The 25827-nt window shown below is 40.8% G+C and carries 19 protein-coding genes; 16 read left to right on the top strand and 3 right to left on the bottom strand.

Annotated elements, in window-relative coordinates:
* The first annotated feature begins 6 nt into the window (after nucleotides 1-6).
* A complete protein-coding gene (locus HHO47_RS05525; protein ID WP_169019383.1) occupies nucleotides 7-1806 on the top strand; it encodes an EAL domain-containing protein in 1800 nt (599 codons plus the stop codon).
* On the opposite strand, the gene HHO47_RS05520 is transcribed toward HHO47_RS05525, so the two are convergent.
* Nucleotides 1803-2657: a 1-aminocyclopropane-1-carboxylate deaminase/D-cysteine desulfhydrase gene (locus HHO47_RS05520; protein ID WP_169019493.1), complete on the bottom strand. Its 855-nt coding sequence runs from the start codon at nucleotides 2655-2657 to the stop codon at nucleotides 1803-1805. The two genes, HHO47_RS05525 and HHO47_RS05520, sit on opposite strands and share 4 nt — an antisense overlap.
* A 303-nt stretch (nucleotides 2658-2960) precedes the next feature.
* Here HHO47_RS05520 and HHO47_RS05515 point away from each other — a divergent pair, with 303 nt between their 5' ends.
* The 9 genes from HHO47_RS05515 to tldD all read left to right on the top strand — a co-directional run bounded on the left by HHO47_RS05515 (nucleotide 2961) and on the right by tldD (nucleotide 15626).
* On the top strand, nucleotides 2961-4985 hold the full coding sequence (locus HHO47_RS05515) for an SUMF1/EgtB/PvdO family nonheme iron enzyme (RefSeq protein WP_169019382.1): 2025 nt from the start codon (nucleotides 2961-2963) through the stop codon (nucleotides 4983-4985).
* A gap of 138 nt (nucleotides 4986-5123) precedes the next feature.
* Complete coding sequence (locus HHO47_RS05510; protein ID WP_016709506.1) at nucleotides 5124-6167, top strand: rod shape-determining protein; 1044 nt, start codon at nucleotides 5124-5126, stop codon at nucleotides 6165-6167.
* Complete coding sequence (gene mreC, locus HHO47_RS05505) at nucleotides 6167-7009, top strand: rod shape-determining protein MreC (protein ID WP_211183620.1); 843 nt, start codon at nucleotides 6167-6169, stop codon at nucleotides 7007-7009. The genes HHO47_RS05510 and mreC overlap by 1 nt, the downstream gene beginning before the upstream one ends.
* Nucleotides 7002-7481, top strand: a complete 480-nt coding sequence (gene mreD, locus HHO47_RS05500; RefSeq protein WP_169019381.1) for a rod shape-determining protein MreD — start codon at nucleotides 7002-7004, stop codon at nucleotides 7479-7481. The genes mreC and mreD overlap by 8 nt, the downstream gene beginning before the upstream one ends.
* Nucleotides 7481-8050, top strand: a complete 570-nt coding sequence (locus HHO47_RS05495) for a Maf family protein (protein WP_169019380.1) — start codon at nucleotides 7481-7483, stop codon at nucleotides 8048-8050. Before mreD ends, HHO47_RS05495 begins: the two co-directional genes overlap by 1 nt.
* A gap of 1 nt (nucleotide 8051) precedes the next feature.
* Nucleotides 8052-9524 carry a ribonuclease G gene (gene rng, locus HHO47_RS05490; RefSeq protein WP_169019379.1) on the top strand — a complete coding sequence of 491 codons (1473 nt, stop codon included), beginning with the start codon at nucleotides 8052-8054 and terminating at the stop codon, nucleotides 9522-9524.
* A complete protein-coding gene (locus HHO47_RS05485) occupies nucleotides 9524-13384 on the top strand; it encodes a YhdP family protein (protein ID WP_169019378.1) in 3861 nt (1286 codons plus the stop codon). The genes rng and HHO47_RS05485 overlap by 1 nt, the downstream gene beginning before the upstream one ends.
* Nucleotides 13381-14190: a carbon-nitrogen hydrolase family protein gene (locus HHO47_RS05480; protein ID WP_169019377.1), complete on the top strand. Its 810-nt coding sequence runs from the start codon at nucleotides 13381-13383 to the stop codon at nucleotides 14188-14190. Before HHO47_RS05485 ends, HHO47_RS05480 begins: the two co-directional genes overlap by 4 nt.
* Nucleotides 14187-15626 carry a metalloprotease TldD gene (gene tldD, locus HHO47_RS05475; RefSeq protein WP_169019376.1) on the top strand — a complete coding sequence of 480 codons (1440 nt, stop codon included), beginning with the start codon at nucleotides 14187-14189 and terminating at the stop codon, nucleotides 15624-15626. The genes HHO47_RS05480 and tldD overlap by 4 nt, the downstream gene beginning before the upstream one ends.
* 95 nt (nucleotides 15627-15721) lie before the next feature.
* Here the strand turns inward: tldD and HHO47_RS05470 are convergent, their stop codons facing one another.
* Entirely contained in the window at nucleotides 15722-16549 is an 828-nt protein-coding gene (locus tag HHO47_RS05470; protein ID WP_169019375.1) for a mechanosensitive ion channel family protein, read from the bottom strand.
* A gap of 164 nt (nucleotides 16550-16713) precedes the next feature.
* On the bottom strand, nucleotides 16714-18075 hold the full coding sequence (gene gorA / locus HHO47_RS05465; protein ID WP_169019374.1) for a glutathione-disulfide reductase: 1362 nt from the start codon (nucleotides 18073-18075) through the stop codon (nucleotides 16714-16716).
* A gap of 131 nt (nucleotides 18076-18206) precedes the next feature.
* Here gorA and prlC point away from each other — a divergent pair, with 131 nt between their 5' ends.
* The 6 genes from prlC (at nucleotide 18207) to HHO47_RS05435 (ending at nucleotide 25712) form a co-directional block, all read left to right on the top strand.
* Nucleotides 18207-20258, top strand: a complete 2052-nt coding sequence (gene prlC / locus HHO47_RS05460) for an oligopeptidase A (RefSeq protein ID WP_169019373.1) — start codon at nucleotides 18207-18209, stop codon at nucleotides 20256-20258.
* A 126-nt stretch (nucleotides 20259-20384) separates the two neighbouring features.
* Nucleotides 20385-21566 (top strand): response regulator, encoded by a 1182-nt coding sequence (locus HHO47_RS05455; protein ID WP_169019372.1) that lies wholly within the window; start codon nucleotides 20385-20387, stop codon nucleotides 21564-21566.
* A 57-nt stretch (nucleotides 21567-21623) separates the two neighbouring features.
* Nucleotides 21624-22379, top strand: a complete 756-nt coding sequence (locus tag HHO47_RS05450) for a class I SAM-dependent methyltransferase (protein ID WP_169019371.1) — start codon at nucleotides 21624-21626, stop codon at nucleotides 22377-22379.
* A gap of 329 nt (nucleotides 22380-22708) precedes the next feature.
* Entirely contained in the window at nucleotides 22709-23257 is a 549-nt protein-coding gene (locus HHO47_RS05445) for a TnsA endonuclease N-terminal domain-containing protein (RefSeq protein ID WP_227008880.1), read from the top strand.
* Nucleotides 23254-25095: a Mu transposase C-terminal domain-containing protein gene (locus HHO47_RS05440; protein WP_064668640.1), complete on the top strand. Its 1842-nt coding sequence runs from the start codon at nucleotides 23254-23256 to the stop codon at nucleotides 25093-25095. Before HHO47_RS05445 ends, HHO47_RS05440 begins: the two co-directional genes overlap by 4 nt.
* Complete coding sequence (locus tag HHO47_RS05435) at nucleotides 25092-25712, top strand: TniB family NTP-binding protein (RefSeq protein ID WP_248290932.1); 621 nt, start codon at nucleotides 25092-25094, stop codon at nucleotides 25710-25712. Before HHO47_RS05440 ends, HHO47_RS05435 begins: the two co-directional genes overlap by 4 nt.
* Nucleotides 25713-25827 lie beyond the last annotated feature (115 nt).

Genomic DNA, 25827 nt, shown 5'->3' with positions numbered 1-25827 from the left:
AGGATCTTGAACAACACTTTAGCTATTGATACAAACAGCGTAATAGCCATGGTGACTCAATTTAAAAATGCTCAAGTACGGATGTTCAGTCTTTATATAATTGCTTTTATGCTGTTACTAACGGTATTTAATCTTTTTTTAGGGGAGATATTGCATCAAAAAGTGCACATCACTGGGAGCCAATTAGCTAAGCAAGTCTATAGCCTCAAACTAAAACCAATTGCAGATAAAGAGATCATTGCTGCACTTGCTGAAAGTCATGGTTTTATGCTCGAATCAGGTCGTGAGTCATTTCTCCTTTCTGCTTTTATGACCCAAGAGAGTGATATCTATAAATATAAAACGGTTAGTTTAAAGCTTTACCATTTGCCTTTTTGGGTTGTAGAAAGCCCGCTATTTATTTTATTAAACCTAGTGATGATTGGCGCTGCTATTTGGAGTTATCGCTGGTGGCGACTGCTATATAAACAGTACGACGGTGTGGATTCAATTGCAATATTAACTGATAGTAAATTACCCAGCAGCCAACAAGCGGCTAAAGATGTGGTTAAATTAGCACTAAATGATATTGCAATTAACAGCACCCAAGCACTTACAGCTAAGCGTAAATTAAGCTCCGCAGAGGATGCTGCAATTACCGCAATGTACGGTATTCAAAATAATCATAATCACTTCTTTGCTTTACTCTATTGGACACAGCCATTTCCAGATAACCTTGATTTAGAAAGCCACTTTAAACTTGTTGTTATCAAAGGCTTTAAAGAGTTATCTCGGGTATCAGTTAGGTTGTTATCTTCAGGTGGGCTAGCAATTACCTTAGAGAATATACCACAGCCTGAGATCGATGCTTACACTAGGCGATTACATCAAATTATTTATCAAGCTTCTTTACTTTATCGCGGTGATCTATCTCGCAAACAAATTAAAATAGGCGTATGTAATTACCGTGATGGTGCAGATCAAACTGTGGTTTATCAGTTAACTAAATCAGCACTCGCATTAGCAAAACAAAGTCCATGGCAGCATATTCACCGGTTGCCATTTAATCATACACGATCAACAGTGCTGGCAAATAGCGGTGAAAATTTAGCTGATTACATTGGCAAAAAGAAATTTATGTTATTTTTTCAGCCGTTATTTGAGTTCGCCAGTGGTGATATATTGCAGCATGAAGCTTTGATCCGGGTTCGTCATAAGTCCTTGGGTATGCTTTCTGCGAAGCAGTTTATTCCGCAATTAAAAAGTGATGCCGCAATTACTTTATTGGATAAAACAGTCTTGGATCAAGTTATTAAGTTATTAGAAAGTGAGCCAAGTTCGTTAACGGTGAGTATTAATTTACATGCATTTAATTGGTTTTCTGAGGATTATTGGCGCTGGTTTAGTCAGAGAATGAAAACCGTGAAGGGGGCTGATAAGTTGCAGTTTGAAATATCGGAAGTGGATTTTTATCAACATCAACTGTTACTGAATTGTGCCTTTGGCGCAATTCAGTCAGTTGGCAGCTCAGTGTTAATTGATAACGTATCATCGAGTGACAAAATTGCTTTGTTAGCAACGTATAAAGGAATTAAAGGGCTCAAATTAAGCTACGAGCTAATTCACAATATTGATAAAAATACAAGGCAGCAAAAAATGGTACGTCAAATAGTCGTGAGCGCAGAGCGAGTGAACTTACCTGTATACGGTGTTGGTGTTGAGACGCAGCAAGAACTGAACATGCTAAAAAACCAGGGGGTCATAGCTGGGCAAGGATTTTATTTTACGGAGCCTTTGCAAGAGTTTACTAATGTAATGGTTAATTAATCTATTAACTGGCGGTAACGCAGCCCATCTAAGCCTTGCAGGCCGCCGGTATGAATCGCAACGATCCGGCTTCCTGTTGGAAAGTAGCCTTGTGCAATTAATTGCCATAAGGCATACATCATTTTTCCTGAATAAATAGGTTCAAGTGGTAAGTGGTGTTGGGTTTGCATCATTTGGCAAAACTGCCAAAGTTTAGGACTAAATTTACCATAGCCACTATCATGAAACTGGGTGAGTAATTGCCAGTTTTGTTGCTGCGTAGCAATTGCACTAAGAGATTTGATTTCATCCACTAGATAATCAGCTTGCTTTAATACCGCAACCCCTAAAACCTGAGTAGTTTTATCGCAGCCTTCAATCAGTCCTGCTAGGGTGCCGCCACTACCTGTTGGGCATAAAACATAATCCGCGAGAGGTAATGACTGAGCGAGCTCTTTACAACCTAACAAGGCGGCTTTATTAGTGCCACCTTCCGGTAATATATATGCATCGGGGAAACGTGCTTGTAACTGAGCTAGGTAATCTGGAGTGTTACGCTCTCGATATTCTATCCGTGTTACAGGGTGAAGTCGCATACCGCATTGCTTAGCAAATTGTAAGGTGGGGTTGTGTTGATCAAGTTCAGGGCCGCGAATAATGCCATGGGTTTTCAAGTTGAACTGCTTTCCTGCGGCGGCACAGGCATGAATATGATTTGAAAAAGCACCACCAAAAGTAACTAATTCTGTTTTACCCTGTGTTTTCATGGCGGTTAAGTTATATTTTAATTTTCGCCATTTATTGCCGCTTATTAACGGATGCAGAAGATCGTCACGTTTTATCGATAAAGATATTTTTTGCTTACTCAGCATCGAATAAGTGATTTTTTGCAGTGGAGACTCAGGTATTAAATTCACAGTTGCAACTTAAAATAAATGGGCCATAAGTTTAACAAATTAGCCATGAACAAGAAAAGGATTAGTAATTGGCTCACAAAAGAGGCGGTTTTCATACTATGGGATGGTAATTTACTGGCGTGAGGTATGGTAATGGTTGTAAACTCAGATAATTTTTGAACAAAGCTTGTGTTTTGCCTTGCAAGTACATAGCATAAGAGTTTAATTATAAAAAATAAATAATGACCAAATAATTGCCGCTTTTTGGGAATGGAATATATGCGAATTGCTCCTTTATCTCTGTTAATTTCAGCTAGTTTGTTTGCATCAAGTGCTTTTGCACAAGATACAGCAACTGTTACTGGAATTGAATCTGAGATCAGTATTAAACAAGCTGAATACGATAACGCTACACAGATACTTGAAAAACATTTAAAAGAAGAAAGTCAGTTACAAAGCCAGCTGAGTTTATTACGCACTCGTTCAACTGAGCTAGACAAAGAAAAAAATCAAGCACTTGATGCCATGAATGAAATGTATCGTCGTTTAATTGATGATCCCACTATTGATATTAGTGCTGCACAAGCGCGGTATCAACAAGCTGTGGTTGATCATAAGCAGAATAAAGATGATATCGCGATGCAGTTGGCGGCAATTGCATCCCACCGCAAAGATATTGAACAAATTCGCGTAGCAAAACATACCCAGTTAAATACACTCGAAAGCTTAAAAGAACAGTTAACAACAGCCCGAGTTGAACGTTTACGCAACGAATTTACCCGCGAAGGTACATTAGAAGTTAATCACACCATCAACTGTAAACGTACAGAAACATTGGCAGCCTGTGAGCAACGCGGCCAGCAAATGGGCTTACAAAAAGCAACGAAGCGTTTTGTTGACCAAATATTTGCTAACTTAACTGAAGAGCGGCTTGTTGAACCAAAGCGCAATATGGCAGGCGCACAAGTACAGGTTTTAAGTAGCCACGTAGTCAATAGTGCTTTTAGCGGCCAAGGCAATTATAACGTTAACTTAAGTGTTACTATGCGCGGTGATGTAAATAGCAGTCGTTTATGTAATTTATTGAACGTCGATAACCGTTACTGTTCAGAATATGGCACACCTCTTAGCACTGGATATCAAACCATCAGTTATGATACTACTTTCACTGATAGTCAGTTAACATTCAGTGATAGTCAGGATAATGCCAACGTTTCGGTGTCACGCTTGAGTGAGCAACCGATACGTGATTATTCAGTCAAACGAATGTCAACGGTTGATACACAAGTTGTTGATAGTAATAAAATGATTGAATTTACACTGCGTTCTAACGTATACGATGACGAAGTGTTTATTGATGGCGTAAGTTTTGGTTCAACACGTTTAGCAACGACTTTACCAAGTGGTATTCATGATGTTGAAGTTCGCAAGCAGGGTTATAAACCTTATCGTGTGCGTGTTGATTTACGAAAGCCGCAGACGATTCATGCTAAGTTGGTAAAAAAGCCTAAGTCGATTGCTGCACCGACATACACCAGCGAGCAACGTAATACGATATCAGTAACTAGTACAGCTATAGGCAATGCTGCAACTGTTGACGTAGTAGTTATTCCCGCAGGTAAGTTTGAAATGGGGGATATCAATGGTAATGGACTTGCAAATGAGCGTCCAGTTGTTGAAAAAACCATTGCAAGCTCATTTGCGATGCAAAATAAAGAAGTGACAGTAGGTGCTTATCAAAAGTTTGTATCTAATACGAATTATAAAACAGAAGCGGAGCGTAATCGTGGCTGTGCTTATTATTTAAATGGCGAACCAGTCTGGGAAGTTAATTTAAATTGGCGCAATCCAGGTTTTGAGCAAAGCAGTGATTTTCCTGCTGTGTGCTTAACTTACAACGATGCAAAAGCATATGCGGATTGGTTGTCTGGACAAACAGGTCAGCAATATAGATTACCTAATGAGGTGGAGTGGGAGTATGCAGCACGCGCTGGTACGAAAACTGAATACCCGTGGGGTAATGAAATAGGTAAAAATTTAGCCAATTGTGGTTGGTGTAGTAGTGAATGGTCAAACAAAAGTGCAGCGCCAACTGGCTCATTTGCACCTAATGCATTTGGTCTCTACGACACGGTAGGAAATGTATGGGAATGGACTCATAAGTCAGCTGAGCAAGTGGATGTTACTGTCCGTGGTGGGGCGTGGAATTTTGCGCCTAGTTTAGCTCGTGCCTCAACTCGTTTGATTTTAGCACCAGACTTTCGTGCAAACTATATCGGTTTTCGTCTAGTACGCGAACGATAGAATTAATTTAAAAAGGAAGCATAGCTTCCTTTTTACCCAATTAACAAAGGTAGCTGCACTTTTTATTGCCGAACTGATTCAGCATGGTAAAGTTGCATAAGCTAATATAAGAATGTTTTTCAAAGGTCATCCAGCCTCATGTTTAAAAAGCTCCGTGGTATTTTTTCAAACGATCTATCGATCGACTTGGGTACAGCCAACACCCTCATTTATGTTAAAGACGAAGGCATTGTCCTTAATGAACCATCAGTAGTTGCGATCCGTCAAGAGCGCGCTGGTGGTCCTAAAAGTGTTGCCTCAGTAGGGACTGAAGCTAAGCAAATGCTTGGCCGAACGCCTGGTAACATTAAAGCTATTCGCCCAATGAAAGACGGTGTAATTGCTGACTTTTATGTAACTGAAAAAATGTTACAACACTTTATTAAACAGGTGCATAACAATAACTTTATGCGGCCAAGCCCGCGCGTACTTATTTGTGTACCCTGTGGTGCAACGCAAGTAGAAAAGCGTGCGATTCGCGAATCAGCTATGGGAGCAGGTGCTCGCGAAGTGTATTTAATTGAAGAACCAATGGCTGCTGCAATCGGTGCTGGCTTACCAGTATCAGAAGCGACAGGCTCTATGGTTGTTGATATCGGTGGTGGTACTACTGAAGTTGCGATTATTTCACTCAACGGCGTGGTGTACTCATCATCTGTACGTATTGGTGGGGATAAGTTTGACGAAGCAATTATCAACTACGTACGCCGTAACTTTGGTAGCTTAATCGGTGAAGCAACTGCTGAAAACATCAAGCATCAAATCGGTTCAGCGTTTAAAACAGATGAGCCCATTGAGATTGAAGTACGTGGCCGTAACCTTGCTGAAGGTGTACCGCGTTCATTTACGCTTAACTCGCATGAAATCTTAGAAGCCTTACAAGAGCCATTAATGGGTATTGTTAGCGCAGTTATGGTTGCCCTTGAGCAATCACCACCAGAGCTGGCGTCAGATATCTCTGCTAAAGGCATGGTGTTAACGGGCGGCGGCGCATTGCTTAAAGATTTAGATCGTTTATTAATGGAAGAGACCGGCATTCCAGTTGTGGTTGCTGATGATCCATTGACCTGTGTAGCACGTGGCGGCGGTAAAGCCCTTGAGATGATTGATATGCACGGTGGTGACGTATTTAGTTACGACTAATGAAATTAATGTTTGGGCGTACCATTTCTTTACAACTGCGGCTTTTTGTCGCAGTCGTATTGAGTGTTATGTTGATCGTAGGCGATCGTTATACCCAAGGTGGCACCACAGTACGCACTAGTTTAAACACCTTAGTTAGTCCGTTATTGTATTTAGCCAATTTACCTTATGAAGTATTTAGCCTCGGGGCTAAAAGCTTACACACGCGCGATCAGTTATTAACTGAAAACGAAGCCCTCAAGAAAAAACAATTACTGCAAAGCGAACAGCTTCAGCAATATCAATTTTTAAGCAAAGAAAATCAAAAGCTACGCGCATTACTAGGTTCTTCTGCTAAGCAGTCAAATCGTAAAATTATTGCCCAAGTTCTCTCGGTTCATTCAAATCCTTATAGTCATCAAGTGGTGATCAATCGTGGCACCATAGATGGCATCAGTGAAGGTCAAGCGGTGGTTGATGAAATGGGGGTCGTCGGACAACTTACTAAAGTAGGTTCAACGACGTCACGGGTGTTACTGATGACCGATACAACCCATGCCACACCAGTACGTATTTTACGTAATGATGTGCGTACTGTGGTTGAAGGGATTGGTAAAATCAATTCAGTTAAACTCTCTCATGTACCCCATAGTTTAGATGTACGGATTGGCGATGTGCTGGTTACATCAGGACTTGGAGGCACTTTTCCTGAGGGCTACCCGGTTGCGGTAGTAACTGAAATTAATCGTGATGAGGGTCGCCCGTTTGCTCAAGTATACGCCGAGCCGATAGCTCAGTTAGATCGTATTCGCTTACTAGTGATCTTATGGCGTAATCAGCAGGAAACTATCAGCAATGAATAGTCGTTACTTTTTATTGATAGCCGTGAGCATCTTCCTTGCGTTGATCATGGCATTGATGCCATTGCCTTTTTCGTTTGACCCCTTTCGTCCTGACTGGGTGTTATTAGTATTAATGTACTGGGCGTTAGCTGTTCCACATCGATTAAATATTGGTACGGCTTGGGTGGTTGGCTTGCTGATTGATTTAGCCACAGGGTCGCCGCTAGGAATTAACTCACTCACTTACTCAATTTGTATTTTTGTAACCGTAAGTAACTTTCAAAAAATTCGTAATTTTTCAATTTGGCAGCAAGCGATACTGGTGGGATTATTTTTAACCCTATATCACTTAATGCAATTTTGGCTTAATCACTTTTTAATGGACGTTTATTTCAACCCGCAGTATTTATGGCCGGTGGTGACTGGCATGTTAAGTTGGCCTTGGATTTTCTTATTGCTACGTAAATATCGCCGTCATTTTAGGATCAGGTAATGCAAACTGCCATTTATTTAGCGTCAGCTTCTCCTCGGCGCAAAGAATTACTCACTCAGCTTGGTATCGAATTTTCACAATTTAGCGTCGATGCTGATGAAAGCCAGCTAGCAGACGAAACTCCTCTTGAACTTGTTGAGCGTTTAGCGCGTCTAAAAGCTCAAACCGGTGTTGCTATGGGATATACAGATCGCCCCGTACTCGGCAGTGATACCGTGGTGGTCATCGATAATCAGTCACTTGGTAAACCCCGCGATAAAGCTGACTTTATGGCAACCCTAAAACGTTTGTCTGGGCGCAGTCATCAAGTATTAACGGCAATTGCATTTGCCACTGAGCATCAGGTCATGAGTAGTGTAGTGACCACGCAAGTGAGTTTTAAAACACTCTCAGAACAAGAATTAGCAGCATACTGGCAAACTGGTGAGCCACAAGATAAAGCGGGTGGCTATGGCATTCAAGGACTCGGTGGGCGCTTTATTACCAATATTTCCGGTAGCTATTTTGCAGTAGTAGGCTTACCTTTATATGAATGCGAAAAATTATTAAGCGAATTCCTAAGTAGGTAACATGAGTATAGAATTACTGATCAACGTCACCCCGAGTGAAAGCCGTGTTGCCCTGATTGAAAACGGTGTATTACAAGAAATTCAACTAGAGCGTATTGGCAATTTAGGTATCGTCGGTAATATTTATTTAGGTAAAATAAGCCGAGTGCTACCGGGTATGCAAGCTGCGTTTGTTGATATTGGCTTAGATAAAGCGGCTTTTTTACACGCGTCTGATATTGTAAATAGCGCCTCTATTGTTGAAGGTGTTGACGAGCAACCAATCAAAAAAGTACAAGATATTCGCGAGTTAGTGCGCCAAGGTCAATACATTATGGTGCAAGTGGTAAAAGATCCACTGGGTACTAAAGGCGCACGTTTAACAACTGACATCACCATTCCTTCTCGTTATTTAGTGTTTATGCCAGATGCCACCCATGTTGGTGTGAGCCAGCGCATAGAAACTGAAGAAGAACGCGCACGCTTAAAAAGCATTGTTGGTGAGTATGGGGATGAAGATGGCAGCTTTATAGTTCGTACCGCCGCAGAAGGCGCCAGCGAAGCTGAATTGCGTCACGATGCCGAGTTTTTAAAGAAACTATGGAAAAAAATCGTCACTAAACGTAAAAAAACCAGCAAAGAAAGTATTCTGCATGAAGATTTAACCCTAGCATTTAGAACTCTACGAGATTACGTAGGGGAAGATATGGAGCGTATTCGGGTTGACTCAAAGCTAACTTATGAAGAGCTAAAAAGCTTTACCGCAGAGTTTGTACCAATCCTTTCCGATGCTTTAGAGTATTACCCAGGCGAGCGACCAATTTTTGATTTGTTTGATGTTGAAAACGAAATACAAAAAGCCTTACATCGTAAAGTGACGTTAAAGTCTGGTGGCTATTTAATTATCGACCAAACCGAAGCGATGACCACGGTCGATGTTAATACCGGAGCCTTTGTTGGTCATCGAAATCTCGAAGAAACTATTTTTAACACTAACGTAGAAGCCACGTCTGCGATTGCCCGTCAGCTTAGGTTGCGTAACTTGGGCGGTATTATCATTATCGACTTTATTGATATGATTAGCGAAGAGCATAAGCGCAGGGTATTGCATTCACTGGAGTCTGCGCTGGGTAAAGATCGCGTTAAATCAAATATTAATGGTTTATCGGCACTAGGCCTAGTGGAAATGACCCGCAAGCGTACTCGAGAAAGTCTTGAACATATTTTATGTGATGTATGTCCGGCCTGCTCTGGGCGCGGTTCACAAAAAACCGTGGAAACCGTATGCTATGAAATACTGCGTGAAATTGTCCGCGTAAACCGTGCTTACGCGGCTGATAAATTTATGGTTTATGCCGCTCCTGCAGTAAGTGAGGCATTACTTAATGACGAGTATCATAACCTTGCAGAGCTAGAGTTATTTATTGGTAAGCAAGTGAGCATTCAAACCGAAAGCCTTTACAGCCAAGAGCAGTTTGATGTGGTTATGATGTAATGAAAGCAAATACGGTCTGTTTTTTTTGTATCCACAAGTTATGGCAAATGTGTGCTATCACTTTGGTACTATTGGCCGTTGTTGTTTCGGTTGTAAAATATACCCTGCCGTATGCCAATGACTATAAAGGTGACCTAGAGAGTTACCTATTTGATAAGTTTGCTGTTAATTTATCAATTGGAGCTATTTCTGCCAACTGGCATGGCAAAGGTCCTTCTATTGTCTTGGAAGATATCACCTTTGAAGATAATGAAACCTCACCCATTGCACTGACCATCGCTAAAGCTAGTCTTGAATTAAACGTATGGGAAACCATTAAAACACGACAGTTAAAATCTAACTATTTTGTGATCAATGGTTTTCATGCTGATGTTGATATGTCGACTATGTTGCAGTCAAACAGCAGTGCGGTAACCTTTGAACAAAAAGAGCTAATTGAAGGCTTGTTCTTGGGTAAAACTGGTCATTTTGCAGTTGAAAATAGTAGTCTTAATTTTATATTGGCAGATGGTAAAAAGCGTCGGGTGGTGCTTGAGAACATCGTTTGGCAAAACCAACGCGAGCAACACTTGGGTAGTGGCACGTTAGCACTACCTGGGATTTCAGTGGGGACTTTTGATGCTCGTTTAGCATTAACCGGAACCACGCTAGAAACTATGTTGGGTGATGTTTATGTGCACGCAAATAATGTTGATGTGTCGAAATGGCTGGCTCAGTATATTAATACGAGTAAAGAGCAGCTCAATTCTGACATCAACTTAGAATCATGGTTGAGTATTGAAAAAGGCTTGATCAAAGATGTCACAGTTAAATGGTTACCAAGCTTTATTAATTGGCAGCAAGATACAAAAAATCATCAATTTAGTTTAAGTGAAGGGGGGGTTCACCTTTACCCTTGGCAGCAAGGTTGGCGGCTAAAAAGTTCAGGGGTGCGGCTTTCAAACGATCAACAGCATTGGCCCGACTTTCAATTTGAAGCGCAGTTGGATAACAAGCAACAACAGATTTGGTTGCAAGAGCTCGATTTTGATTTGGTTACAAGGTTAGCCCAGTTAAGTGATTTTGCTGAATTAGATCCGCTGTTAAATCGTCAACCCAGTGGTCAAGTTAAACGCGCTTATGTGCAGTTTACATCAACACAGCAATGGCAATTATGGTTTGAAGCTCAGCAGTTGGGTTGGCTTGCAGAGCAAAGCGTGCCTGGTGTACAGGGTTTACTTGTCGATGGTTTGTTAAATCAAGATCGTGGTCGTATCAATCTGTTTGGTGAAAACAGCGAGTTACTTACCGCTGATACTTTTAGTCAGCCAATCAAATATAAGCAACTGAATATGCAAATTGATTTAGCCAATAGTAAGCAAGGTTGGCAGATCAGCAGTGATAATATGTGGCTTGATAATGAAGACGTTACTGTTGCAGCCGAAATGAAGCTTAGCTTAGGCGAGCAGCCACGGCTAGATTTATACGCAGAAGCATTTGCGCCGGATGTCAGTATTGCCAGCCATTATTTCCCACGCCCTGTAATGACTAAAAACTTAGTTGATTACTTAACTGGGGCTATTAAAAGTGGCGAACTCACGCAAACACAAGTGCTGTTTTCTGGACCATTAACGGGTTTCCCGTTTGCTGATAACTCAGGACAGTTTGAAGTGTTAGCACAGGTCGATAACGCCACTTATCAATTCGCCCCTGATTGGCCTGAAGTCACTAAAGCTGGTGCAAAATTACACTTTGAAAATCAACGTATGGACATCTATTCTCAGCAGGGACAATTAGTTAATTTAGCCGTTGCAGATGCCGTGCATGTCAGCATTGCAGATCTAATGAACGCAGATCTACTGAGCGTAAAAATTAATAAACGTGCTGAGATGGAAACATTACTTCCGTTTTTTAAAGCAACGCCAATTGCTGACCCACTAGCGAATGTATTTGCGGTGATCCAAGGTAAAGGCACTGCCAGCGCTGATATTGAGTTATTGGTTGATTTAAATGAATTAGATGTAACAGCTAAAGGCATGGTTAATTTAAAAGATCTGCCAGTGTATTTAGCACAACCAGGGCTGCAGCTTGAAGATGTAACAGGTAAACTCTATTTCAATGATGATCAGATCACTTTAGAAAATGCTAACGCAAGCTGGTTAGGAATGCCGCTGAAAGTTAACGTTAATGGTAAAAATATTGGTCCAAACTACCGTGCCGACGTTGATATAAAAGCACAGTTAAATGCTGAGACGTTAATTTCTCATAACCAAGACTTATTAAAAGGTTACGTGCATGGGGAAAGTGAAGTGGCTATTAACCTTGATCTAAACTTTTTAACGGACGGCTTTGATTATCGCGCTAATGTTAGTTCGCAACTCGAAGGGCTGAGCAGTGAGTTACCTGCCCCCTATAGTAAAAGCGCGGATCAGGTTTGGCCGCTAACAGCGGTTGTTCAAGGTGATGATATCTCTAATTTGATCACGGCCAATATCAATAACAATTTATATTTTAATGGCATCTTAGAGAACAGCAGCAGCGTGTTAAACAATGCACACATCATCTTAGGCAAACAAGATTTAGGATTAAATCAGCAAGACTTAACTGTTGCTATAAATTTAGAGCAAACAGATTTATTACCATGGCTTGATTTGATCCAGCAGATCATCACTATTAGCCAAGCAGAGGGTGAGCAACAAAGTGTGTTGCCACCACTAAAAGAAGTTGTCGGTAATATACAGCAATTAACCATAGCCGATATCGCCTTTAATGATTTTGAAATGCGCTTAGCGCCAGTTGCCAGTGATTTGAGCTTGCGCCTTAACGCCAAAGAATTACGCTCGCAAGTACTTATTCCGCTCGATAAATCAGGTCGTCCGATTCATATTAACAGTGATTATTTACGTGTTAATTTTGCCCCAGCAACAGACGTATTGCCGCTATCTGAAACTCCACAAGATTACACTTGGCTGAGTGACATACCGGCCATTGAATTTGAGTGTACTGATTGTAAAGTGGCTAGCTATCAATTAGATAAGGTCAGCGCATCGCTTTATGGTGATGGTCATAAGCTCACCATATCTGAGCTAGTAGTTGATAAAGGCGAACATGTGTTACGTGCTAAAGGGCAATGGCAAGAAGGGATAAGCCAATTTAGCGGTAATATGCACAGTGATGATATTGGTGAACTATTTGATGAGTTTGATATTACTACTACAGTTGAAGATTCAACTGCGGACATTCAATTTAATCTCGGGTGGCAAGATGCGCCTTATTTATTTGATGTAGCAAGTTTGTCGGGTAATTTAGATTGGCGCTTAGGTGAAGGGCACTTAGCTGAGATAAGCGATGGCGGAGCGCGGGTATTTTCGTTACTGAGCCTTGATTCATTAGTGCGTAAGTTAAAGCTCGACTTTAGAGATGTATTTTCGAAGGGGTTTTTCTATAACAGCTTACAAGGTACTATGCAGTTAGATAAAGGTGTTGCCTATACCCAAGATACGAAAATGGATGGTGTTCCTGCCGACTTAACCATTAAAGGCCATACTAATCTCAATACCATGGAAATAGATTATGATTTAGCGGTTGCTCCACAAGTAACATCGAGTATTCCGGTGATTGTTGCTTGGATGGTTAATCCCGTAACCGGATTGGCTGCACTGGCGATAGATAAAGTGATCCACTCGGCGCGGGTTATTTCAGAAATTAATTTTAAAGTGACAGGCAGTATGACTGATCCTGTGGTGAAAGAAGTAGACCGTAAAAGTCGTGAAGTGACTCTTCCGCAAGCTGCACAAAACCAACCTCAAGCCGCAGCTTCTAATGAACTAACACTTAAAGGTGCCGTAGATACAGTCACCCAATCAGGCATTAAACGATGATAGTTGCTCTACAAATGTGCTCAGGATTGTGTGCTGATGACAACATGAATCAACTTAAACAGCTGTTAACTAAGCTTCCTGCAACACGTCCGTTATTGGTGTGTTTACCTGAGAGCTTCTTAGTATTTACCAATAGCGGTCATAAAACACTTGTTGTTGCAAAGCAAAGTGATGTTTATAAGCAGCAATTAAGTGAGTTATGTTGCCAGCATGATATTTGGTTAGCCGCTGGAACTTTACCTATTGCCACTGTGCACAAAAAATACTTTGCAGCATCTTTGTTGTTTAATGATCAAGGTGAAGTGCTGGCTCAGTATAATAAGATACATTTATTTGACGTTAATGTTGCTGATAGAACTGGCGCGTATCGCGAGTCTAACTTCACTCAAGCGGGCAGTGACACCGTTGTGGTCGATTCACCGTTTGGTAAAATAGGCCTTACAGTATGTTATGATCTACGCTTTAGTGGCTTATTTAGTGCTTTGCAACGAGCTGGGGCTGAAATCATTTTAGTGCCCAGTGCGTTCACCACCGTAACCGGTGCAGCCCATTGGCAACCGTTATTAACGGCCAGAGCGATAGAAACACAAAGTTATGTTATTGCTGCTGCACAAGTAGGGCAACACGAAAATGGTCGCGCGACATACGGCCACAGTATTATTATTTCTCCTTGGGGCGATGTCCTCAGCGAGCTTGCAAATGGCATTGGGTTTATTGGTTGTCAGCCAGATCTAAACCGCTTACACGCCATTCGTCGAGATATGCCAGTGCAATCTCACCAACGATTTAAAGAGCATTTATTATGAACACAGTTGAACAGCATTTATTACACGACAGCCAGCTAAATCGAGAAGAACTCGAAAAAACGCTCGGTTTTATTCATCAGCGTAACGTTGATTATGCGGATCTGTATTTTCAATCAAGCCACCATGAATCGTGGGTGCTTGAAGATGGGTTAGTTAAAGAAGGCTCTTACAACGTTGAACGCGGCGTCGGTGTACGCGCAGTTAGCGGTGAAAAAACCGGTTTTTCCTATTCTGATGCAATTAACTTAGAAGCGCTTAACAAAGCCGCAACTGCTGCGCGCAGCATTGCCGAAGCAGGTGAAAGCAAAGCGATTCAAGTATTTAGTGATGTGGCAGTAAAACAGCAGTTTGCCCCATTACAGCCGATTCAAAGCATGACTGATACAGACAAAGTAAGTTTATTACGTGAGCTTGAAAACTACATTCGCGAACTGGCCCCCGATGCTGAGCAAGTGATCAGCTCAATGTCAGCGGTCTATGAAGAGGTATTAATCGCGGCCAGTGATGGTACATTTGCCACCGATATTCGCCCATTGATCCGTTTAAACTGCTCTGTGTTGTTGGAAAAAAATGGCCGCCGTGAACGTGGTGGTGCAGGTGGCGGTGCACGTTTAGATTATGGTTATTTTAAAGAGTTAGTAGAAGGTAAACCTCGTTGGATGGGTTTTGCAGAAGAAGCCGTTCGTCAAGCTAAAGTAAACTTAGAAGCTATTGATGCCCCAGCAGGTACTATGGAAGTGGTATTAGGTAATGGCTGGCCAGGCGTGTTGTTACACGAAGCGGTAGGTCATGGCCTTGAGGGCGACTTTAATCGTAAAGGCGCGTCTGCGTTTAGCGGTAAAGTAGGTCAAAAAGTTGCTTCAGAGCTATGTACTATAGTTGATGATGGTACTATTGCTGATCGCCGTGGTTCGCTGAATGTAGATGATGAAGGCACGCCAGCAGCCTATAACGTGCTTATCGAAAACGGAATTTTAAAAGGCTACATGCAAGATAAAATGAATGCGCGTTTGATGGGTGTTAGTCTAACCGGTAACGCCCGTCGTGAATCATACGCGCATTTACCTATGCCGCGTATGACCAACACTTATATGTTAGGCGGCGAGCACAGCCAAGCCGATATTATTAGCACGGTTAAAAAAGGCATCTTCGCGCCTAACTTTGGTGGTGGCCAAGTAGATATCACCTCAGGTAAGTTTGTATTTAGTGCCTCAGAAGCATACTTAATCGAAAATGGCAAAATCACCCAACCAATTAAAGGCGCTACATTAATTGGTAACGGCCCTGAAGTTATGCAGCAAATCTCGATGGTAGGTAATGATTTAGCGCTTGATAAAGGCGTGGGCGTATGTGGTAAAGACGGTCAAAGTGTGCCTGTAGGAGTTGGCCAACCAAGCCTGAAAATAGATAGCTTAACAGTGGGTGGCACAGCTTAATGTTTGTAACTGCCAGTGAGCTGTAAAAAAGAAAGCTTAGTCCCTGATAGAGCTAAGCTTTTTCTTTATTGATTGATAACTAAAAGTGCTTGAATTTAGTTTTTTAATTCACTTTTTGCAGCTTCACTGTACCAAAGCTCCATAAAAAAGGCCGTTAGCTTATGCTCTATTTCAAGCGCCTTGTCAGTTGGGCAAAATAGCGTAAAGCTGGCTTTAAACTCGCCTAACTCTGTGGTACTAAAGTGTATTTCAGGCTCAGGTCCAGAGATTTTTGCATCTAACTTTCTTTCGATAATCGAATTATAACGACCTGCCACATCTTGAAACTCTTCACAATATTGCTTCGCTTTATCGAGTAGCGTTGCGTAAATTGGGTACGGATTAAAACTTTCTTTACGCACAACACTAAAGTGATGTGTGGTAAAACGTTTTACAAAGTTTAAGTTTTTAATTGGGTTAGTGATCAATTTATTATTCGGAATATAAATAGTTTTGCGAGAAAACTGATAGGTGTGCATGTCAATTTCATGCATAGTGGTTTTGATCCAATCAGTTTCTGCTATTTCACCATAATATTCACCAACCTGCACCCAGTCGCCAACCCGAAACGGACGGGTAGTGACTAAATAGAAAAAGCCAATAATACATTGAATAAACTCTCTGGTCGCAAATACAATAGCCACTGCAAATGCCGCTATCGACAGCGCAAAGTTCTGGATTTCAGTAGACCATACAAATAGCAGTAATAGCACCGTTGCTAAGTTAATCGAGTGCTTAATATTGTGTGAAATATAGCGAATATCTTTTTCTTTTTTTTCTGCTTTATGGCGCGTAAATCTGTCAACCAGCGCTTTAAGAGCAAACGCAATGGTGATCATTGCTAATGAAATAAGTACCGGATGGAGCAGTAAATCTTTGTTCATAAATTCCTAATTGATGGAGCGTTAATAAAAATAACACCCCGCAATACTAGCGAAATTTTGCAGATTTAACCACGATAGAACAGTAATAAAGTGACTAATCTAAGCTGGTGGCAATAAAAAACCTTGCAGCGTTAACTGCAAGGTTTTATTTTTTGAGCCTTTAACTAGCGCATAGTAACGAACTCTTCAGATCCAGTCGGGTGAATTGCCACTACTGAATCAAAATCTGCTTTGGTTGCGCCCATTTTCATGGCCACGGCAAAGCCTTGGATCATTTCATCAACAGCAAAACCTAAGCCGTGTAAGCCTACAACTTTCTCGTCAGAGCCTGCGCACACTAGCATCATGTTACATGCTTGGCGGTGCTGGGTTACCGCAGTGTACATAGCAGCAAACGTTGATTTATACACTTTTACGTTCTCGTTGCCGTATTGCGAAATAGCTTCTTGCTCAGTTAAACCAATAGTGCCTATTGGTGGGTGGCTAAATACCACGGTAGGTACTAGGCTGTAATCCATTTTTAAATCGTCTGGCAGCTCTTTATTGAACAAACGCTCTGATAAGGTACGGCCTGCTTTTACCGCAACAGGGGTAAGCTCAATGCCGCCTTCGATGATATCACCCACAGCATAAACATTGTTAGCCGTGGTATTTTGATATTCATCTACTTTTACAAAGCCACTTTCGTTTACTTTAACGCCAGCTGCTGCTAGGTTGATTTTATCAGTTGTTGGCTGGCGACCAATAGCCCAAATAACCTGGTCAACATTATGGCTGTAGCCGTTTTCAAAATGAATGGTTAAGCTACCATCGTTTTCTTTAACCACTTCTTTTGCTGTGCATTCAGTGTGTAGCGTCGAGCCTTCTTTGGCCATAATATCAACTAATGTGTCGATGATGTATGGGTCAAATGAGCGTAGTGGTTTATTTTTACGCACAAATAAATGGGTTTCTGTTCCTAGGCTGTGTAGTACTCCGGCAATCTCTACTGCGATATAACCGGCACCCACAACGGCAACGCGTTTTGGTTGCTCGTTTAGCTCAAAAAAGCCATTTGAATCGATGCCGTGTTCAGCACCTGGGATATTTGGAATGCTAGGGCGACCGCCTACGGCAATTAAAATATGATCAGCGGTATAAAGTTCGCCATCAACTTCAACTGTGTTGCTATCAACAAATTTAGCAAAACCTTTTATAACAGTTACGCCGTTTTTAGCTAGGCCATTGTCATAGCCTTTGTGAATACGGCCTATATAGGCTTCACGGCTTTCTACTAGCTTACTCCAGTTGAAATCTTTTACTTCAACATTAAAGCCGTAATCTGGAGCGTATAAGTTAATTGCTTCAGCAACTTGAGCGCCATGCCACATTACTTTTTTTGGCACACAGCCTACATTTACACAGGTTCCACCCATATGTTTTGCTTCAATTAGTGCCACTTTCGCGCCACGCATTGCTGCACGGTTAGCTGACGCTATTCCGCCGCTGCCGCCGCCAATTGCAATGTAGTCAAAATGCTGAGCCATAGTTATTCCTCAAGTTTATATAAAACGTATTTATCCGATAATAACACATGAAAGACCCGTTAAAAGCCCCTTGTATTTCAAGCGCTGCGCCCCAACTTAAAAATCATATTCGAAACGATTTGAGAGCTAACATGAGCGATTTACAAAATAACCCACTAGTAGGCCTTGAAGGCTTGCCACCGTTTTCAAAAATAAAGCCAGCGCATGTTGTGCCAGCGCTAAAAGCGGGTATTGATGAATGCCGCGCTAAAATAGATGAAGTGCTGGCTAATAAATCATTCACTTGGCAGGGCTTAGTGTTACCTCTTGAAGAAGTTGACGATAAATTATCCCGAATGTTTTCGCCGGTATCGCATATGAACTCAGTAGTTAATAGCGATGAATTACGTGAAGCATACGAACAGTGTTTACCGCTTATCTCTGAGTATTCAACCTTTGTAGGTCAACACCAAGGCTTATATGAAGCCTACAACGCTCTACACAACAGCGACGAGTTTAAAACCTTAAATACAGCGCAACAAAAAACCATCACCAATGCCTTGCGTGACTTTGAATTGTCAGGTATTGCCTTGGCGCCTGAGCAGCAAAAGCGTTACGGCGAAATCAGCGCGCGCTTATCAGAGCTCGCGGCTAAGTTTGGTAATAACGTGATGGATGCAACTCTGGCGTGGCAAAAGCACATAACAGATGAAACTGAGCTTGCTGGTTTACCTGAGTCGGCATTAGCGCTAGCGGCAGATACCGCAGCAAGCAAAGAATTGGACGGCTGGGTATTTACCCTTGATTTCCCGTCTTACTTACCGATCATGACGTATGCTGATAATCGCGAATTACGTGAAGAAACGTACACAGCATTTATCACTCGTGCGTCTGATCAAGGGCCTAACGCAGGTGAGTTTGATAATTCAGCGATCATGAGCGAAGAACTCGCGCTGCGTCATGAAATTGCGCAACTGTTAGGTTTTGCCAGTTATGCTGAAAAGTCACTCGCTACTAAAATGGCTGAAACACCAGAGCAAGTATTCTCATTTTTAGAAGACTTAGCCGCTAAATCTAAACCGCAAGCTGAGCAAGAGCTCGCTGAACTACAAGCGTACGCCAAGGAAAAACACGGCATGGATGAATTAGCTGCATGGGACTATGGCTATTACGGTGAAAAACTCAAGCAAGAAAAATATTCAATATCAGATGAAGTACTGCGTCCGTATTTCCCTGCTGATAAAGTACTAAGCGGCTTGTTTGAAACCGTAAATCGTTTATTTGGTATTAGTGTTAAAGAGTTAAAAGACATTGATAGTTATCATAAAGATGTACGCTTTTTTGAAATTTACGACAGTAGCAATACCCTGCGTGGCCGTTTTTATCTTGATTTATACGCGCGTGATCACAAACGCGGTGGCGCGTGGATGGATGACTGTATGGGTCGCAAAGTACGCGCCAATGGCGAGTTACAAACGCCAGTTGCGTATTTGGTGTGTAACTTTAATAAAGCGGTTGGCGATAAGCCTGCACTGTTTACTCATAATGAAGTTACCACTTTATTCCATGAGTTTGGTCATGGTATTCACCATATGCTAACCCAAGTTGATGCAGCGCCAGTTGCGGGTATTAATGGTGTTGCATGGGATGCTGTTGAGCTACCAAGCCAATTTTTAGAAAACTGGTGTTATGAAGAACAAGCACTTAATTTTATTTCAGGTCACTATGAAACGGGTGAGCCATTGCCTAAAGAGTTATTGGATAAGCTGCTAGCAGCTAAAAACTATAACTCAGGCATGCAAATGCTGCGTCAAATCGAATTCTCGTTATTTGATTTTAGAATCCATAACGATTATCAAGCGGGTGAAGAGTGCCAAATTCAAGCGCGTTTAGATGAAGTACGTAGCCATACGTCAGTTGTTAAAGCGCCAGAGTTTAACCGTTTTCAACATGGTTTTAGTCATATTTTTGCAGGTGGCTATAGCGCGGGTTATTATTCGTATAAATGGGCTGAAGTGCTTTCGGCTGATGCGTTTTCTAAATTTGAAGAAGAAGGTATTTTTAACCCAGAAACAGGGCAAGCTTTTATGCAGCATATTTTAGAAAAAGGCGGCAGTGAAGAGCCAATGGAATTGTTTAAAAACTTCCGTGGGCGTGAGCCAAGTGTAGATGCACTATTGCGCCACAGCGGTATCGCAGCTTAAATCGTAAGTTGATTTTATTGTTTTAAAAGCGCCGTTTGGCGCTTTTTTACTTTTAAGCTAATAATTCTTCGCAAAACTAGGGCTCCGTACTATGCTTTTTAGGTAATCCATAAAAAGGAATGGGGCATGACAAAACTGGTACTGGCAATTGATGACGATAAATATGTTCACCATGTAATTGAAGAATCATTAGCGGGGTTTTGTCAGTTAATTCATGCTAAAAATGGTGATGAAGGGTTAAGACAAGCGCTAAAATATAACCCAGATATAATTTTACTGGATGTAGAAATGCCCGGTAAAAGTGGTTACCAAGTATGCACTGAGTTAAAAAATATTGAGCAAACCAAAGATATCCCGGTTATGTTTTTATCAGGTAAGAGTGAGTTACCAGAGCGTGTTAAAGGTTATAATGCCGGTGCTGCAGATTACATTGTAAAGCCCTTTAATACAGAGGAGTTAATGGCGCGTATTCAGGTGCTATATCAATATCGTCAGCATTCTATTAAGTTAAAAAATGATGTAGCGCGTGCGCAGAACACCGCTGAAATAGCCATGACTGACTCCGGTGATATGGGTCGCATAATGCGTTATGTTGGGCAAATCTATCACGCCCATGATGTGCAAGCATTATCAGCCTATTTTTTTGAACTCTTCCGACCATTAAATCTCGATGTGGTTGTGGCATTTTGGTATCAAGATGTAGGGATTGTGTGTACTGATGACGGTGGTGTTTGTCCGTTAGAGCAAGAGTTATTAGAAAAGCATCGTTATTCTAATCGCTTTGTTGATTTTAGTAGTCGTACTATTGTTAATTACCCGAAAGTGTCTATTTTAATTAAAAATATGCCTTTAGATGATGTTGTGTTGTATGGCCGCTATAAAGATTTATTCCCGCATATTTTGGAAGTAACCAATGCTAAAATCCAAGATATGGAAGTAAACGAAAAAGCACTGGCCCAAGCGCATGCGGTTGGTAATGCTTTTAATGAGCTTTCTTCGCAATTATTTGTCAGTAGCGAGGCGCGTGAAGATGCCGTAGCAAAACTAGCAACTCAGCTATCTGATTTACGCACTCTTATACAGCAAGATCCCACTTTTGCTGCGCATCAAGCGTTGCCACTGCAAGTTGAGCAATTAGAGCAAACACAATTACAGTTAACAATCTTAAATGATGACTTGGCTTTTATTAAGCATCAGCTCAATCATATTATTGAATCGCGCAGCGAGTTTATCGACAGCTTGAGTAAAACTGTTACGCCGGAGCACACTCAAGACGTTAATGCGCAAACTGGTATTGAGCTATTTTAGTGCTATAGCGCCAAGCAGTTGATATACTTCGCGGGCTATTTATGGTCGGAGTTTATTTTGGTTATACAGTGTCCTTTTAAAGAAGTACGTGCTTATCTTAATGAAATTGAACAGCGCTTTGGGCTTGCTGAGTGGGCTGCACAAATTGAAGGCTTTTCACTTCATTATGATGATCAAGGATTAAGCTTACGAAAAACCGATGAACCAAAACTTGGCGCTATTAGCGTTGACTTTGTTACCGGTGCTGTGGCCCATCGTCGTAAATTTGGCGGCGGTAAAGGGCAGTCTATCGCCAAAGCGGTGGGTTTGAATAAAGGCGCAACACCGGTTGTACTTGATGCCACAGCTGGCCTTGGACGTGATGGTTTTGTATTGGCATCGCTGGGTTGTAAAGTAATTTTATATGAACGCCACCCGGTTGTTGCGGCATTACTTTATGATGGCTTGCAACGCGCTTACAATGACGCTGAAATTGGCTTATGGATGCAGCAAAACATGAGCTTAGTATTTGGCTCAAGCCATACTTTACTTGCGCAATGTGACAGCATGCCCGATGTAGTTTACCTTGATCCTATGTTTCCACACCGTGAAAAATCAGCGCTAGTAAAAAAAGAAATGCGGGTATTCCAAGACTTGGTTGGTGCTGATAATGATGCTGATGACTTACTCGCATTTGCCTACCCACTTGCCAGTAAGCGAGTGGTGGTTAAGCGCCCCGATTACGCCCCGTTTTTAAATAGCCAAACGCCTAGTATGCAGATTAAAACCAAAAAGAACCGTTTTGATGTGTATGTCAAAGCTGCTATGGTGTAATTCTTTATTCGTATTTTTTTGTCATATTCTCATTAATTGTGTCGCTGAAACCATAGTTTGACATAATATAACCATAGCTTGACATAATTAAATCATACTTTGACATAAAACCTCTTATGAAAATAGAGGTAAATAATTAACCTCTTTAATATCAGTTGGTTATTTTTATTTTAAACCATAGTGTGACATAACTTATTTTTATTTGTATAGTATGTGTACAATGCAAATAAAAAATAGTTATTTTACTCATGTATATACGCAACTTAAGAAAGCCTTCTCCTAATAAAAATGTATTCAAATTTGCAAGCACTAAAGTCTGTAGTGTAATCATGTGTGAAAGTACATTAGAGTTTGATGCATGTTTTCATCATGAATATAACGACTTGATAGAGAGTTTTGGGAGTCAGCCTGAAGGCTTTAAATATGAGTTTATGGGTAAAAGCTTACCATACACACCTGATGCACTGATTTCGTATACGAATAAAACCCAAAAATACCACGAATATAAACCTTGCTCTAAAATTGCTTCTCCACTATTTAGAGCAAAATTTGCTGCTAGACGAGATGCATCATTAAAAATGGGAATTGACCTTGTTCTAGTAACTGATAGGCAAATTAGGGTAGATCCAATATTAAATAACTTAAAACTATTACACCGTTATTCCGGTGTTTATGGTGTTAGTGGCATTCAAAACGAACTGCTCAGTTTTATTCATAAATCAGGGGCAATCAAGCTAAATGATATAAGTTCTCAGCTTGGTTTACCAATTGGTGAAGCACGGTCTTTTTTATATGCGTTGATTCATAAAGGTTTGCTGAAAGCAGATTTAGAGGATGATGATCTAACGAATAACCCAACATTATGGATTTCACAATGACAGATTTTTTCGATGAATTTGACGAGTCGTTAGCGCCACTCAAACCACAAACACCTACACAATATGTCAAATTAGATGACACTAACTTGATCAAGCGTGATTTGGATACCTTTACGGATGATTTGAAAAACCAAGCGCTACAAAGGTATAAGCTAATTAGCTTTATAGATAAAAAACTTTCACGTGGATGGACCCAGCTAAATTTAAACCCTATTTTAGATGAGATTTTTAAAGGGCGTGACGAAGTTCGGCCAAATTGGCGGACTGTTGCTCGTTGGCGTAAAAAATACATCGACAGCAATGGGGATATTGCCTCCCTTGCTGATAAAAGCCATAAAATGGGAAACAGAACCAACCGTATAGAAGGGGATGATAAGTTTTTTGATAAAGCTTTAGAGCGATTTTTAGACGCTAAAAGACCGACTATAGCAACTGCCTATCAGTACTATAAAGACCTTATTATTATTGAAAATGAGAGTATTGTTGATGGTAAGATCCCAATAATATCTTACACTGCCTTTAATAAAAGAATCAAAGCAATACCCCCATATGCGGTCGCGGTGGCAAGACATGGCAAATTTAAAGCAGATCAATGGTTTGCTTACTGCGCTGCTCATGTCCCCCCCACAAGAATATTAGAGCGTGTAGAGATTGATCATACCCCACTTGATTTAATTCTACTTGATGATGAGTTACTTATCCCTATAGGAAGACCTTACCTAACATTACTTATTGATGTATTTAGTGGCTGTGTTCTTGGTTTTCATCTTAGTTATAAATCTCCTTCGTATGTATCTGCAGCGAAGGCTATTGCTCATGCGATTAAGCCAAAGTCACTTGATGCTCTGAATATACAACTACAAAATGATTGGCCTTGCTTTGGAAAATTTGAAAACTTAGTAGTAGATAATGGTGCTGAGTTCTGGTCAAAAAACTTAGAGCATGCTTGTCAGTCAGCAGGAATAAATATTCAATATAACCCTGTACGTAAGCCTTGGTTAAAACCGTTTATAGAGCGCTTTTTTGGAGTGATTAATGAATATTTCTTACCAGAATTACCAGGGAAAACATTCTCAAATATTTTAGAAAAAGAAGAATATAAACCTGAGAAAGATGCGATCATGCGTTTTTCAACGTTTGTAGAAGAATTTCACCGCTGGATTGTTGATGTATACCACCAAGATAGTAACTCACGTGAAACTCGTATCCCAATTAAGCGATGGGAACAAGGGTTTGATGTTTATCCACCATTGACTATGAATGAAGAGGAGGAAGCGCGTTTTTCAATGTTAATGCGCATCTCAGACTCAAGAACATTATCGAGAAATGGTATCAAATATCAAGAGCTAATGTATGACTCGACTGCTTTAGCTGATTATCGTAAACATTATCCGCAAACAAAAGAAACTTTAAAAAAACTGATTAAAGTCGACCCTGATGATATTTCAAAAATTTATGTTTATTTAGAAGAGTTAGAAAGCTACCTAGAAGTACCGTGTACAGACCCTACCGGTTATACGGATGGGTTAAGTGTCTATGAGCATAAAACAATAAAAAAAATTAACAGAGAAATCATTAGGGAATCTAAAAATAGTTTGGGTTTAGCTAAAGCTCGCATGGCTATTCATGAGCGAGTAAAGCAAGAACAAGAAGCTTTTATTGAGTCAAAAACTAAAGCAAAGATTACAGCTGTTAAAAAGCAGGCTCAAATAGCAGATGTAAGTAATACAGGCAAAGGAACTATTAAGGTCTCTGAAGATGATGCAGTCCCTGTGCAAAAAAATATTAGTAACAACACTTGTGATGATTGGGATGATGACTTAGAGGCATTTGAATGAATGCCTTAACAGAAATACAGATAGAACAGTTACGCAACTTTAGCGATTGCATCGTTATGCATCCTCAAATTAAAACAATTTTTAATGACTTTGATGAGCTAAGATTAAATCGTAAATTTCAGTCAGATCAGCAATGTATGCTATTAATTGGTGATACAGGAGTAGGAAAAAGCCATACCATTAATCACTATAAAAAAAGAGTCCTAGCTACACAAAGCTATAGTCGAAACACTATGCCAGTATTAGTAAGTCGTATATCTAGGGGGAAAGGCTTAGATGCAACTTTAATCCAAATGCTGGCAGATCTGGAGCTATTCGGAAGTAGCCAAATGAAAAAACGAGGCTACAAAACAGACCTTACTAAAAAGCTTGTAGAAAGCTTAATTAAAGCTCAAGTAGAGTTATTAATTATTAACGAGTTTCAGGAGTTAATAGAGTTTAAAAGCGTACAAGAAAGGCAACAAATCGCAAATGGGCTAAAGTTTATTAGTGAAGAAGCCAAAGTGCCAATAGTGCTAGTTGGTATGCCTTGGGCTGCAAAAATAGCTGAAGAACCACAATGGTCTTCTCGGTTAGTCAGAAAAAGAAAACTTGAATACTTCAGCGTAAGCGTATAGCTAACGACACCTAGCCTTGCTTAATATTCCAAGGTAGCAGTGGCTCAAGGTTATCTGGCTGCTCAGCAAGGTGCTGTAAGCAAGTAGTGATATAGTCATGCACCACAAGGTCATT

The organism is Pseudoalteromonas arctica (assembly GCF_012927645.1).
Lineage (GTDB): Bacteria > Pseudomonadota > Gammaproteobacteria > Enterobacterales > Alteromonadaceae > Pseudoalteromonas > Pseudoalteromonas arctica_A.
The sequence above is the reverse complement of the archived record's forward strand: the minus strand, read 5'-3'. Positions and strand labels throughout refer to the sequence as shown.

Bases quoted from the DNA above. Each gene is read 5' to 3' on its own strand.
- HHO47_RS05520 (WP_169019493.1), bottom strand. From the start codon at position 2,657: ATGCTGAGTAAGCAAAAAATATCTTTATCGATAAAACGTGACGATCTT.
- HHO47_RS05515 (WP_169019382.1), top strand. From the start codon at position 2,961: ATGCGAATTGCTCCTTTATCTCTGTTAATTTCAGCTAGTTTGTTTGCA.
- HHO47_RS05510 (WP_016709506.1), top strand. From the start codon at position 5,124: ATGTTTAAAAAGCTCCGTGGTATTTTTTCAAACGATCTATCGATCGAC.
- mreC (WP_211183620.1), top strand. From the start codon at position 6,167: ATGAAATTAATGTTTGGGCGTACCATTTCTTTACAACTGCGGCTTTTT.
- mreD (WP_169019381.1), top strand. From the start codon at position 7,002: ATGAATAGTCGTTACTTTTTATTGATAGCCGTGAGCATCTTCCTTGCG.
- HHO47_RS05495 (WP_169019380.1), top strand. From the start codon at position 7,481: ATGCAAACTGCCATTTATTTAGCGTCAGCTTCTCCTCGGCGCAAAGAA.
- rng (WP_169019379.1), top strand. From the start codon at position 8,052: ATGAGTATAGAATTACTGATCAACGTCACCCCGAGTGAAAGCCGTGTT.
- HHO47_RS05485 (WP_169019378.1), top strand. From the start codon at position 9,524: ATGAAAGCAAATACGGTCTGTTTTTTTTGTATCCACAAGTTATGGCAA.
- HHO47_RS05480 (WP_169019377.1), top strand. From the start codon at position 13,381: ATGATAGTTGCTCTACAAATGTGCTCAGGATTGTGTGCTGATGACAAC.
- tldD (WP_169019376.1), top strand. From the start codon at position 14,187: ATGAACACAGTTGAACAGCATTTATTACACGACAGCCAGCTAAATCGA.
- HHO47_RS05470 (WP_169019375.1), bottom strand. From the start codon at position 16,549: ATGAACAAAGATTTACTGCTCCATCCGGTACTTATTTCATTAGCAATG.
- gorA (WP_169019374.1), bottom strand. From the start codon at position 18,075: ATGGCTCAGCATTTTGACTACATTGCAATTGGCGGCGGCAGCGGCGGA.
- prlC (WP_169019373.1), top strand. From the start codon at position 18,207: ATGAGCGATTTACAAAATAACCCACTAGTAGGCCTTGAAGGCTTGCCA.
- HHO47_RS05455 (WP_169019372.1), top strand. From the start codon at position 20,385: ATGACAAAACTGGTACTGGCAATTGATGACGATAAATATGTTCACCAT.
- HHO47_RS05445 (WP_227008880.1), top strand. From the start codon at position 22,709: ATGTGTGAAAGTACATTAGAGTTTGATGCATGTTTTCATCATGAATAT.
- HHO47_RS05440 (WP_064668640.1), top strand. From the start codon at position 23,254: ATGACAGATTTTTTCGATGAATTTGACGAGTCGTTAGCGCCACTCAAA.
- HHO47_RS05435 (WP_248290932.1), top strand. From the start codon at position 25,092: ATGAATGCCTTAACAGAAATACAGATAGAACAGTTACGCAACTTTAGC.